Annotated in this window: 11 protein-coding genes; 6 read left to right on the forward strand and 5 right to left on the reverse strand. The window is 62.2% G+C overall.

Annotation, left to right across the window (positions count from 1 at the left end):
* Positions 1–73: 73 nt before the first annotated feature.
* From KUV72_RS01640 to KUV72_RS01650, 3 genes are all read right to left on the reverse strand, one after another.
* Positions 74–1,147, reverse strand: a complete 1,074-nt coding sequence (locus tag KUV72_RS01640) for a LacI family DNA-binding transcriptional regulator (protein ID WP_224908072.1) — start codon at positions 1,145–1,147, stop codon at positions 74–76.
* Positions 1,148–1,244: 97 nt separating this feature from the next.
* Positions 1,245–2,171 carry a lysine exporter LysO family protein gene (locus KUV72_RS01645; RefSeq protein ID WP_206939753.1) on the reverse strand — a complete coding sequence of 309 codons (927 nt, stop codon included), beginning with the start codon at positions 2,169–2,171 and terminating at the stop codon, positions 1,245–1,247.
* A gap of 338 nt (positions 2,172–2,509) precedes the next feature.
* Positions 2,510–3,193: a hypothetical protein gene (locus tag KUV72_RS01650; protein ID WP_222161748.1), complete on the reverse strand. Its 684-nt coding sequence runs from the start codon at positions 3,191–3,193 to the stop codon at positions 2,510–2,512.
* Positions 3,194–3,403: 210 nt separating this feature from the next.
* Here KUV72_RS01650 and KUV72_RS01655 point away from each other — a divergent pair, with 210 nt between their 5' ends.
* The 5 genes from KUV72_RS01655 to yghU all read left to right on the forward strand — a co-directional run bounded on the left by KUV72_RS01655 (position 3,404) and on the right by yghU (position 8,600).
* Positions 3,404–3,961 carry a DJ-1/PfpI family protein gene (locus KUV72_RS01655; protein WP_206939749.1) on the forward strand — a complete coding sequence of 186 codons (558 nt, stop codon included), beginning with the start codon at positions 3,404–3,406 and terminating at the stop codon, positions 3,959–3,961.
* Between the two features lie 324 nt (positions 3,962–4,285).
* Positions 4,286–4,870, forward strand: coding sequence for a TetR/AcrR family transcriptional regulator (locus KUV72_RS01660; protein WP_206939747.1), 585 nt, complete (start codon positions 4,286–4,288; stop codon positions 4,868–4,870).
* Between the two features lie 580 nt (positions 4,871–5,450).
* On the forward strand, positions 5,451–6,560 hold the full coding sequence (locus KUV72_RS01665; protein WP_222237217.1) for an alkene reductase: 1,110 nt from the start codon (positions 5,451–5,453) through the stop codon (positions 6,558–6,560).
* Positions 6,561–6,812: 252 nt separating this feature from the next.
* Positions 6,813–7,571, forward strand: a complete 759-nt coding sequence (locus KUV72_RS01670; protein ID WP_206939743.1) for an SDR family oxidoreductase — start codon at positions 6,813–6,815, stop codon at positions 7,569–7,571.
* A 153-nt stretch (positions 7,572–7,724) separates the two neighbouring features.
* A complete protein-coding gene (gene yghU / locus KUV72_RS01675; RefSeq protein WP_206939741.1) occupies positions 7,725–8,600 on the forward strand; it encodes a glutathione-dependent disulfide-bond oxidoreductase in 876 nt (291 codons plus the stop codon).
* Between the two features lie 120 nt (positions 8,601–8,720).
* Here yghU and KUV72_RS01680 read toward each other — a convergent pair whose 3' ends face one another.
* Entirely contained in the window at positions 8,721–9,665 is a 945-nt protein-coding gene (locus tag KUV72_RS01680) for a 2-hydroxyacid dehydrogenase (protein WP_222237218.1), read from the reverse strand.
* Between the two features lie 30 nt (positions 9,666–9,695).
* The gene (locus tag KUV72_RS01685; RefSeq protein WP_206939737.1) at positions 9,696–11,126 is read right to left on the reverse strand and encodes a PLP-dependent aminotransferase family protein; all 1,431 of its coding nucleotides are present in this window, start codon (positions 11,124–11,126) and stop codon (positions 9,696–9,698) included.
* Positions 11,127–11,413: 287 nt separating this feature from the next.
* Between KUV72_RS01685 and doeA the strand changes: the two genes are divergently transcribed.
* Positions 11,414–12,613, forward strand: coding sequence for an ectoine hydrolase DoeA (gene doeA / locus KUV72_RS01690; protein WP_222237219.1), 1,200 nt, complete (start codon positions 11,414–11,416; stop codon positions 12,611–12,613).
* Positions 12,614–12,693 lie beyond the last annotated feature (80 nt).

A 12,693-nucleotide genomic window follows, 5' to 3' on the forward strand; every position in this document is an offset into this window, starting at 1 on the left:
AGCATGCCATTGCTCGGCATGAAAAGGCGTCATTAACGGTGAAACCTTTGTGCAGCTTGCCGCCGGCGGTGGTTCAGGGGCAGGTATCGCCCAGCACCAACTGGGTGGAAAGGCGCTGGTGCTGAGCGGGCTCCAGGCCGAGTACCATGCGTGCTGCGACGCGTCCTTTCTCGATGCTGTTCTGACGTACTGTGGTCAGCCGAGGTGCGCGGTACTGTCCCTCTTCGATGCCGTCAAAGCCCGTCAGGCGCAGGTCCTGCGGCACCCGGATGCCGCGTTGCTCGGCCAGGGTCAGCGCGGTCAGGGCAATTCGGTCTGACATGCACAAGAGCAGATCGGGACGCTGTTCGGCGGGAAGGTCAAGAATCTCCGCGATCACGGGGGCACATACAGCGTGAACGTTTTCATCGATGTTCCACACCGGCACGTCGTCAGGGGCTATGCCTTGCTCGGACAGCGCGCGCTGGAAGCCATCCAGTCTGGCCCGGGTGATGGTGTGGTCGGCGCTTAAATAGTCCTGTTCCTGGCTGACCCGACCATTATGGGGCTCCACGGTCAGACGCAGACTCACAATGGCCGCACGTTGGGGCGCGTGGGTCAGAGCGTGGCGAGCAATGGCGTAGCACGCCTGTTCATTGTCGACGTGTACGGTAGGTCGAGCGTCGATATGGAAATCGACGCCAACCAGAGGTCGTTGGGCGGGAAGTTCGTTGATCAGGCGGTCACCGGGCATCAAGCCGTAGACGATAAAGCCGTCGGCCATGCTGGCGGAACCCGGGTGGCACAGTGCGTCGGCCTGGCGCGGTGAGCCCGCCTGACGCCCCGACAGCAGCAACAAGGTGTGGCCGTGGGCGTCGAGGACCTCGGTGACACCGCTGAGCAGCTCGCTGGAGACGGCGTCATTCAGGCTATAGGTAAGGGTTTCTGCCAGTACCACCGCGACGATGCGTGACTGCCCGGTGCGCAAGCTGCGCGCCCGGGCATCCGGGCCGGGGTATCCCAGGCGACGTGCCTCGGCCAGGATATGTTCGCGCAGCGCGCGCGACAGCTGATCGGGACGGTTGAAGGCATTGGACACCGTGGCCGTCGAGACCTTGAGGCGCTGGGCCAGATCCTTCAGCGTGATAGGGCGATCGGACGTGCTCACGGTGGGATGTCCTCCGATGCAGTCGCCAGCAGGGCTGCGATGGATGATGTCGTGCCGACAGTAAGCCTGGTCCGCTGCCAGGCGCTGACGCTTGAAGCTACAGTGACACCAGGAAGAGAATCAGCGGTGGTGACAGCAGCGACAGCAGAAAGCCACTGACCACCGCAATGGGCACGCAGCGAACGCCACCGTGCTGCTGAATGACGGGCAGGGTGAAGTCCATCGAGGTGGCGCCGCCGTAGCCGATGGCCAATGGCGCATAGCGGCGCATGACCAGAGGAATCAGTACGAAGGCCAGCAGCTCTCGCGTCAAGTCGTTGAAGAAGGCGACGCCCCCGAGCGCGGGGCCTAGGTGCTCACCGATCAGAATGCCCGACAGCGAGTACCAGCCAAATCCCGAGGCCATGGCCAGCCCCTCGTTCCACTCAAGGTCGAGCAGCGGGGCCGCCGCCAGCCCACCCAGCAGCGAGCTCGTTGCCAGCGTCAAGGCGATGTAGAGACCATGTCGGTTCAACAGGATCTGCTTGAGTGGCATGCCGGAATTGCGCAGCTGGCAGCCGATCAACGCCAGCAGCAGGTACAGCACCCACTCGGCGAGGTGCTCCGCCAGCTGGAAAGGGGTCGCCCCCCAGCGGCCGACCAGCAGCAGGCCGAGGACCAGGCCTGCAACGACCACCCCGACCAGCGCCAGTGAGCCAGCCATGGCGGCCAGTTTGCTGGTGGGCGCACCTTCAACGACCTGCCTTTTCCCCAGATCCAGTCGCAGTCGCCGCGACAGCCACCACAGGGCTGCCAGATTGAACAGCGAAATCACGCTGAACAGCGTCAGCGCTTGGCCGCCCATGCGCGACAGCTGGTTGCCGAGGTCTGGCAAACCCGCAAGGCTGATGCCCATCAGCAGCAAGATGAGATAGATGGAGGCGCTGACGCCTCGATTGATCCAGCCAAGCACCGCAGCGCTGCGAACGGGGATCAGGTAGCCCAGTACCAGGGGCAGCAGAACGATCAGCAGACCGCTAAACATGAAAGTGCATCCTTGCTTGATAGATAGAGTGCTTGTCGGCGCTTCCCAGAACCCAGGGAGAAAAGGAGATGGTCGCCCGGTATAAGGGGTGGCTGGATCGCTGCCATGGGCGATCCACTCGCAGCACCAAGCGCCCGGGTGGTAGCCGCGGGCAACATGGGCAGGTAGAGCGGTGGGACATGTCCCTCGCTACCTGCGGTGCCAATATAAAGCGCACTACTCTATGCAAATTTGGTCGGCCGGGAAAGGCGACCAAAGCGGCAGAGCGTCGTCGGTGCAAGAGAGGGGGAAGCGCCGCCGAGCGGTGGTCCGCGACCTCGGTTGGGATGGGGGGTGGGTCACGGAAGGGTGAGTGAGGTGAGTGCCAGCTCGCTGACCTGCTCGCCCCGCTTGGTATAGGTCACGCCGAGCAACAGGCCAGCAAGCTCAGGATGAAAGGTCACCACCATGTGTCGGTCGTCTTTGTCAGGGTCTGCCAGTCGAACCCTGGGCGCGTCGATGGAGCGTCCCTGCACTTCCATCCTGCGTGACGCCATGGGGGTGGCAATCAGTCGTTCCTGTTCGCCCTTGTGGTCGAGATAGCGAAGCTCACAGGAGGGCGAGCAGCCATGCTGCTGTACCTGGCTAGACAGCTGAATCAACGCTGTCTGCCGATCAGGGGTCTGCCGCAGCTGCGGTGCATTGAGCTGGTAGCGCTTGCCGATACCCAGCAGCTTGTAGCCGCTGGCGTAACCAATGGCTTGAAGCTGTGCCCCCTGGCTCAGGAATCTCGCGCTCTCCTGTCCTTCCGCAACGGCGACGCGAGCGCGCATATCACTGAGCCAATGTTCGCCCTCTGGCTGCAGACGGTGATGGACGGTGGCATCCGGCCAGCCGTCCACCGACAGGTGATAGCGAGCGTCGAAGGCCGATAGCGTCGCGGCCTGTGCCGTGGCAGGCAGGAGCAGCAGCCACAGCAGACTGGCGCCGAGCGCCTGGCGGCAGTGGGTGACAAGTCGGCGATAGTGGAGAATAGAGGCCATGGTGTTATCCGTGCTGGCAAGTCGGGTCGCTTACAGTGGGAGGCCGATTCCGCGACAAGGTTCCGCGACGCTGGCGATGACGCGGATCAGTGGTTACGCTGCATGACAGCATGGTCAGCGTGAGGCGGGTCTGAAAAGTGCCTGCGCTCGTCGACTTTTCGGTCAATGCCTCGACCCTGCGCCGTTTCCAACGACCAAGGAGTCTGCCTTATGGCACGTTTGTTGCTGCTCGCGGGAGATTTTGTCGAAGATTATGAAATCATGGTGCCGTTCCAGGCCTTGCAGGCCATGGGGCACCGTGTCGATGCGGTCTGTCCTGACAAGAAGGAAGGCGATACGGTCAAGACGGCCATCCATGACTTCGAAGGTGACCAGACCTATACCGAAAAGCCGGGGCATCTGTTCGCGCTGAACGAGACCTTTGCTGACATCACCGTAGCAGACTACAACGGTTTGGTAATCCCAGGTGGCAGAGCGCCGGAGTATCTGCGCCTGGACGAACGGGTGCTGGAGGTAGTGCGCCACTTCGTCGACAGTGAAAAACCGGTTGCAGCCGTCTGCCATGGTGCCCAACTGTTGGCCGCCGCAGTGTCATTGTCGGGTCACCGCATCTCCGCGTACCCGGCCTGTGCGCCGGAAGTGCGCCTGGCCGGAGGAGAATTTGTCGACCTCGAGGTGACCGATGCGATCACCTGTGGCAAGTTCGTGACCGCGCCAGCTTGGCCGGCGCATCCGGAGTGGTTGCGCCAGTTCAACGCGCTGCTGTAGACAGCAGCGGGCGGTGGCGAGACCCATGCAGTGGAGGAGGCTCACGCACGGGTGTCGTCGCCAATCGATTGCCGCAGGGCAAACGCCGCAAGTAAGCGTCGCAGTGAAACCCTGAAGGGTAACGATGAGGTACATCGATGAAGCGTATCCCTATAATAGTGGTCGGTTCGGTGCCTCATTGTGCTGCTGGCGAGGCCATGAAGTGGGTGTTTGCTCGACGCCAAGGCCCCGTTATTCGGGCCTTGGTGGTCAGTCTGTCGGTTATCGACGGAGTCACAAGTGATGGGGTTGACGTGAGTAGACGACTGGTCTAGTGTGCGATGTATGACGACTAAAGCTCCCACCAGAGACCTGTTGATTCAGGTCGGCATGACCACCTTTGCCGAGCACGGCTATACGGCCACGGGCATCAATGCGGTGCTCAAGGCGGCAGGCGTGCCGAAGGGGTCCTTCTATCACTACTTCGCCAGCAAGGAGGCGTTCGGCCTTGCGGTCGTTGAGTCTTTCGCGGAAGAGTACGACAAGCGCTTCCAGGCCTTGCTGGTGCATTCTTCTGACGAGCCCTTTGCGCGGCTGCACCGTTATTTCGCTGAAGCGCGTCAAGGCATGGCGGAATGCGGACACTTGCGCGGCTGTCTGATTGGCACCCTGGGACAGGAGATGTCGTCCCAAAGTGACTGCTTGCGAGACGCCCTTGACGGCATTTTCAAGCGCTGGGAAAGCTACTTTGCCAGCTGCCTGAAAGAAGGGCAGCAAGCAGGGACGATTCGCAGCGATATCTCCGCAGAGGCGATGGCATCGTTCATCCTGGCGGGCTGGCAGGGTGCCATGCTCAGGGCCAAGATGATGAGGACCTGCTCGCCCATGTCGGAGTTTGAGGACACGTTGCTGGCGTGTATCAAGGCCTGAGCCGCAAGAGCAGGACCGCGTGAACCGCTTCGGCAGCATCGCGGCGACACTGCGGCAAGACGGAACAAGCGCCTGCACGAATGAGCCGCTGCATTGGGCACAGCCCTGACGCCTCGCCGATAGCGCTTAGGCCTCGGGTTTCGCGCTCTTCGGGCGTCGCGACAAGTGCGTCCGGCGACTCATTCCGCTCGCTGGACGTGCGCAGCGCTCTTAGTGCTTTTTTTTGAACGCAATTACTAATAGACTGGTCTAAAAATTTATACAGCATGGTTGAAAATCTATTCAATAGTTGTACATTAAGTGTATTGATAGAGAGCGTCACTGGTGAGTCCCTTCCGGGATAGGCGTCAGGTTTCGACGTCAGGGCTAGTTTCCATTGCCAGCAACCAGGAAGGGTCTCCAGTGCTGGCGGCCAGCGCTACTCACCTAGGCTGTCTAGCGGTGGCGTGATGGCATTGGCAGGACAGCCAACGGAATCTCTCTCCACGTGAGAACGTTGCACCAGCAAGAACGGCGACCTTTTTCATTTTCTTGCCAGATCGTCACGCCAAGACGATGAACACTGATCAGGAGGCTTTGCATGAGCGCTGAACAGGATCCGCTTTTTACCCCCCAGGCACTGGGTGATATTGAACTGCCGCATCGTGTCTTGATGTCTCCGCTCACGCGCTCGCGTTCCGCGCAGCCAGGGGATATCCCTCAGCAGATGAATGTGGACTACTACCGTCAGCGCGCGGGTGCCGCTCTGATCCTGAGTGAGGCGACGCAGATTTCACCCCAGGGAAAGGGCTATGCGTTCACCCCTGGCATTCACAGCCAGGAGCAGATCGCAGGCTGGCGCAAGGTCACCGATGCGGTGCATGAGGCCGGCGGCCGTATCCATGCCCAACTGTGGCATGTCGGACGGATTTCCCATCCCGAGCTACAGCCCGGCAAGGCTGACCCGGTCGCCCCGTCGGCGATCAAGCCGGAGGGGGCCAAGACGTTTATCAGCGCTGAATCAGGCATGGTCGACGTGCCGACTCCCCGTGCGCTGGACGTTGACGAGCTGCCCGGTATCGTCGAGCAGTATCGCCAGGCCGCCATCAATGCGCGTGAGGCGGGCTTCGACGGTGTTCAGGTCCACGCTGCCAACGGCTATCTGCTCGATCAGTTTCTCAAGTCGGACAGCAACGCTCGCACCGACGCCTATGGTGGCAGTGTCGAGAACCGCCTGCGCCTGCCGCTGGACGTCGTGCGCGCCGTGGTCGACGTATGGGGCAAGGGGCGTGTCGGCGTGCGCATCAGCCCGACGGGCAGCTTCAATGACGTGCACGACCAGAAGCCTGAAGAGACCTTTCCTGCCTTCGCTGCGGCACTGGATGACATCGGCATCGCCTACCTGGAGGTGGTCGAGGATTCCTTCCAGGGCAATCATGAAAACGGCCGTCCCGAAGCCATCATCAGCGCCATTCGTGACAGCTTCAGCGGCGTGTACATTGCCAACGGTGCCTACACCGCCAGCGAGGCGCGCGAGCGTATTGCCGCCGGCAAGACGGACCTGGTGACCTTCGGCCGCCCGTTCATCGCGAACCCGGACCTGCCTGAACGCTTCCGCCGCCATGCGCCCCTCAATGAGCCGGACTACGACACCTTCTACGGTGGCGATGAAACGGGCTACACCGACTATCCGTTTCTCGACGAACAGTGATGAAGAAGGCTCCCCCGGAGAGCCGAGTCCCGCACCCCGCGGGGGTGCGGTGGCGCTTAGACACGACACCGTTAATGACACTCTTAACGGCACGCTAGATGACATTCTCAACGACAGTCTCAATGACGCATTTGGTGACGCTCTGAGGCCTTCGCGGAGCGACCCCAGACGGGCGTGCTTCGTGCATGACATGGGGCGACGGGTGTTTTTACCGAGCGTCGATGTCTTAACGGATCGATAATGGAGATCAGCATGGATATCAAGAACGTAAGTACCGACGGCATCCAGGACAAGGTTGTCATTATCACCGGTGCCAGCAGCGGTCTGGGCGAGGCGACAGCCAAGCGTCTGGCCAAGGGTGGCGCCAGGCTCGTGCTGGGGGCTCGCCGCGACGACCGCCTCAAGCGCCTGTGCGAGGAGATCAAGGCCGAAGGTGGGCAAGCCGTCTACCGGGTGACCGACGTGACCGATCGTGAGCAGGTAGAGGCCCTGGCACAGCTGGCGCGTGACGAGTTCGGGCGGATCGATGTGCTGGTCAACAATGCTGGCCTGATGCCGCTGTCGCCGCTGGACAAGCTCAAGGTAGACGAGTGGGACCAGATGGTGGACGTCAACATCAAGGGCGTGCTCTACGGCATTGCCGCCGTTCTACCCACCATGCGTGAACAGCACGAGGGCCACGTCATCAACCTGTCCTCCGTGGCGGGCCATGTGGTATTCCCGGCCGCGGCGGTCTACTGCGCGACCAAGTTCGCGGTCAAGGCGTTGACCGAAGGGCTGCGTCAGGAGTCCGGTGGCGAGATCCGGGCCACCAACATCTCCCCTGGGGCCATTGACACTGAATTGACCCAATCGATCAGCGATGATGATACGGCCAAGGGGGTCAATGAGCTTTACACCCTGGCCATCGACGCTGACGCGGTGGCTCGCGCGATCGCCTTTGCGGTGGAGCAGCCGGCCGACGTGGACGTCAATGAGCTGGTGCTGCGCCCGACCCGTCAGGAGCTGTAAGCTAGGCGGGAACATCGGCACTGAGTCAGCTGTCGGGTCATGTTGCGGCGAGGAGGGTGGCGCCGTTGCCACCCGACTCGATTTGCCGACGAACATGACGACAGCGGATCCCGGTCTGAGCGGGATGATGCCCACATCACGTGAAGGAACATCATGAGCAACGACACACAGTACCAGCCGCCGAAAGTATGGAAGTGGGAAGGCGAAAGTGGCGGTCAATTTGCCAGCATCAACCGGCCGATCGCCGGACCGACCCACGACAAGGAGCTACCGGTCGGAAAACATCCGCTGCAGCTCTACTCCCTGGCGACGCCCAATGGCGTGAAGGTCAATATCATGCTGGAGGAGTTGTTGGCGCTGGGCCATGACCAGGCGGAATACGATGCCTGGTTGATCCGCATCGGCGATGGCGACCAGTTCTCCAGCGGTTTCGTGGAGATCAACCCGAACTCGAAGATCCCGGCATTGGTGGACCACAGCACTCAGCCAGCGACGCGGGTGTTTGAGTCGGGGTCAATCCTGGTGTATCTGGCGGAGAAATTTGGCGCCTTTCTGCCCACTGACCACAAGGCCCGGACCGAGGCCATGAACTGGCTGTTCTGGCAGATGGGGTCCGCGCCGTATCTGGGCGGGGGCTTCGGGCATTTCTACGCCTACGCGCCTGAGAAGTACGAGTATCCGATCAATCGCTTCACCATGGAAACCAAGCGCCAGCTGGATGTGCTGGATCGCCACCTGGCCGACCATGAATTCCTGGCGGGTGACAGCTACAGCATCGCCGACATGGCGACGTTTGCCTGGTACGGCCAGCTGGTCCTGGGCCGGCTGTACGATGCCGCCGAGTTTCTGTCGGTCCACGAGTACACCCACGTGCTGCGCTGGGCCAAGGCCATCGATGCCCGCCCCGCCGTCAAGCGTGGGCGCATGGTCAATCGCACCTTCGGCGAGCCTGCCGAGCAGCTGCACGAACGGCACGATGCCAGTGACTTCGACACGCGCACCCAGGACAAGATCGGCGGTGACAGCTGAGCAGTGACGTGATGCAAGATCGTTGATCAACGACCGCAGAAGGGCACCTCCATGAGGTGCCCTTTTTTTTCTGGTTCGCAAGGGTGTGTCAGCGATTCCAGGCCACAATGAGCGCTGCTATCAATAGCCTGCTTCGGGGTCCACGGTCTCGATCTCCTTGCCCTGGCTAAGCGCCTCGATGCTTGCGGCGACCTGGTCGAGGGCCTCGTTGAGCGGGGTAGGGCCAGCCATGTGAGGCGTCACCAGAACCCTCGGGTGGTGCCACAGCGGGCTGGAGGACGGCAAGGGTTCCACCGGGAAGGCGTCGAGCAGCGCCCCGCGCAGACGACCCTCCTGATCGTCATCGGCCGGGCCCAATGCCTGCAGTAGCGCTGCCTCGTCAATCAAGGTGCCGCGACCGGGGTTGATCAGGCTGGCACCTTGGGGCAGCAGCGCCAGGCTGCGCTGGTTGATGATGTGGTGAGTCGCGGGAGTATCTGGCAGAAGCAGCACCAGGGTGCGTGAGCGTTGCAGCGCCTGCTCCAGTCCAGCGTCACCGTGCAGGCACTCGATATCTTCCAGCGACTTGGGCGATCGACTCCAGCCGAGCACCGGGTAGCCGTCGGCGGCGATGGTGGCGGCGACCTTGGCGCCGATGGCCCCCAATCCCAGTACGCCGACCGTCCACTCCTGCTTGTCGATGACGGCGTGTTCTCGCCACTGGGCCTGCTGTTGCTGGCGCTGATAGCGATCGAAGTCCCGTTGGAAATGCAGCAGGCCATAGCGGGTGTAGTCGGCGATCAGTTCGGCCATGCCCGCATCGCGCAGCTTGACGATCGGGACATCTCGGGGCAGGGCCGGATTGTTCAGCAAGGCATCGACCCCAGCCCCCAGGTTGATGATGCCCTTGAGGCCGGAGCACTCCCGCATCAGCGTCTCATCCGGTTTCCAGGCGGCCAGGTAGTCGGCCTCGGCGCGCTGCTGTCGATCCGTGTCCTGGCTCTTCCAGATGGTCGCGCCGGGTAGCCGTTCGCTCAAGGCGCGCTGCCACTGGTCTGCCTGGTCGGTATGTACGATAACTTTCATGGACAGTCCTCTGCGGGCGGTAGGTCGGGTCTAGTAGACAATCTGCATCATGGGGGGCGGGGCGTCATCCAGCAGCTGCGCCAGGCGCCTGAGGCCTTCCTCCAGGCGTTCGATATCCGGCTCGGCGCCAAGGCTAAGACGCACCCGTCGCGGGGCCGGAGTCTGCTCCACCATGAAGGGCGTGGCCGTGGTGATCGCCACGCCTTCCTGTTCGGCCAGTTGCTGCAGTTCCTCCGCGCGCCAGCTTCCCGGTAGCGATAGCCACACATGCAGGCTGGTGGGGCGAGAGGCGCGGCCATGCTCCGCCAGCAGGCGGGCGGCCAAGCGCTGGCGCTCGGCCAGCAGATCCCGTTGATGAGCCGCCATCTGATCCACGCTGCCGTCCTCCAGCCAAGCATTGGCCACTTCAAAGCACAGCGGCGTGGCCATCCAGGAGGTCGCGCGCAGGCGTGGCAGCGTATGGTGAAGCTGGCTGCGCGGTACGGTCAGATATCCCGCGCGCAGTCCCGGCATGGTGGCCTTGGTCAGGCTGGTGACATGAAACCCTTGGGTGGGGATGCGCGCGCTGACCGGGGCCAGGGGTTGGGGCTCAAGCAATGCGTGAACGTCATCTTCGATCAGCCAGACGCCATGCCGCTCGAGGATCGCGGCAATGTCGTCCCGACGGGCCTCGCCCTGAGTCGCTCCGGTAGGGTTGAGCTGGCTTGATGTCAGGCACACGGCGCGAGGCTTGAAGCGGCGACACGCGGCATCCAGTGCCTCCGGCACCATGCCCTGACCATCGATGGCGACGCCTCTCAGCTGGAAGCCAAGTGTCCGCGACAGGGCGATCAGCCCATGGTCGGTGAGGGCTTCGGTCAGCACCAGATCACCGTGTTGCACCACGCTGGAAATGGCCAGCATGATGCCGTGAGCGCCACCGTTGGTGAGGATGCGGTCGTCTGGCTCGCCAGGCATCCCCAGCCGCTCGTTCAGCCACCAGCTGGCCAGCTCGCGTTGATGAGGGAGTCCAGCAATCGGGCGGCACGCGGCAAACACGTCAGGATGCGCCGTGTCGGCCAGTTCCCGCAGGCTGTCACGAAAGCGCTGATGATGGGCGGGAGGACACACCGGATGAGCAATCGACAGGTCAATCAATGCCTGTTCCGAGCGGGGCTCACCTGCTCGCAGATAGGCGGACTCGCGATTGTCGTCCAGCGCATTGATCCAGGTGCCGCTGCCGACCCTGGCCTGGACCAGGCCCATTTTTTCGGCCTGTGCATAGGCGCGAGATACCGTTTGTACGCTGACGCCAATGTGCTCTGCCAATCTTCGGTGGGGCGGCAAGCGAGTGCCCGGCATAAGCTCACCAGAGCGTATGCCTCGGGACAGCGCCCGCGCAATGGCCAGGTACTTTGGCTGGCCGTCGTCGGGAAGCCCATCGATCAGGGCAGCGAGTTGGCCGAGTAGATCAATTGTCATGATGCAATAAAGCCTTTGACCGGGAGCTTATACGTAGTGCTAGTATCAGCAAGACGGCATTGATCAGTCATTGTCATGACGCTTCATGACGATTGTCATGACAATTCTTTCCTCCGCACGCTACAGGGGAAGCAATGCCGCATCAAGCAGACATCGAACGAAAGCGGCGAGGCCCCAGGCCCATCTTCGGCAGCGGTTGACGCCGGTTCGTTCAAGGCATCTGCAAGGGCGCGCCGGGCCTCAAGTTGCCCGGTTTTCGGTGATGACATTGTTTGGCGAGTGGTTTCATGATTCAGGTATCCCTGCCGTTCACTCGTGAGGAATACGCTCAGCGCCTGCAGAAGGTGCGTGCCGAGATGGCGATGCGAGGCATCGATGTGCTGATCGTCAGCGACCCGTCCAACATGGCCTGGCTGACGGGCTACGATGGCTGGTCCTTTTACGTACATCAGTGCGTCTTGCTGGGGCTCGAGGGCGAGCCCGTGTGGTACGGCCGGCGTCAGGACAGCAACGGTGCGCTGCGCACCTGCTGGATGGATCCGGACAACATCACCTATTACCCCGACTATTACGTCCAGAACCCCGACATGCACCCCATGGAGTATCTGGCGCAGTCGATCATGCCTGACCGGTCATGGTGTGAAGGGGTGGTCGGCATGGAGATGGACAATTACTACTTCTCCGCCAAGGCCTATCAGAGTCTGGTCAAGGAACTGCCCCACGCGCGTTTTCAGGATGCCAATGCACTGGTCAACTGGTGCCGAGCGATCAAGTCTCCGCGTGAGATCGAGTACATGCGGGTGGCGGCGCGTATCGTCGAGGGCATGCATTCACGCATTCTCGAGATGATCGAGCCGGGGCTGGCCAAGTCCAAGCTGGTGTCGGAAATCTATCGTGTCGGCATTGAAGGCTGGACCGACAGCACCGGTCAGGTCTATGGCGGTGATTATCCGGCCATCGTCCCGCTGCTGCCGACGGGCAGTGATGCCGCGGCACCGCACCTGACCTGGGACGACACTCCCTTCCGCGAGGGGGAAGGCACCTTTTTCGAGATTGCCGGCTGCTACAAGCGCTACCACTGCCCGCTGTCGCGCACGGTGTTTCTGGGCAAGCCGCCCAAGGAGTTCGTGCGCGGTGAGTCGGCCTTGCTGGAAGGTATCGAAAACGGTCTTGCGGTGGCCAAGCCGGGCAATCGTACCGCCGATATCGCTCTGGCGCTCGGCGCGGCGATGGACAAGTACGGCTTTGACCGGGGGGGCGCCCGCTGCGGATACCCCATCGGCATCAGCTATCCCCCGGACTGGGGCGAGCGTACCATGAGCCTGCGCCCGTCTGACGATACCATCCTCGAACCGGGCATGACCTTCCACTTCATGCCGGGCATGTGGATGGATGACTGGGGGCTCGAGATTACCGAAAGCATCCTGATCACCGAAAACGGGGCTGAGCCCCTGGCCGACTTCCCGCGTCAGCTATTCGTCAAGTAGGCGTTTCCCCTGGCCGCTGCGGCGCTGCTGTCCCGTTGCCATGACAGGACCACAGCGCCGGATGCGATCTCACCATAATC

This window comes from Halomonas sp. DP4Y7-1, from assembly GCF_019800705.1.
GTDB lineage: Bacteria > Pseudomonadota > Gammaproteobacteria > Pseudomonadales > Halomonadaceae > Halomonas > Halomonas litopenaei_A.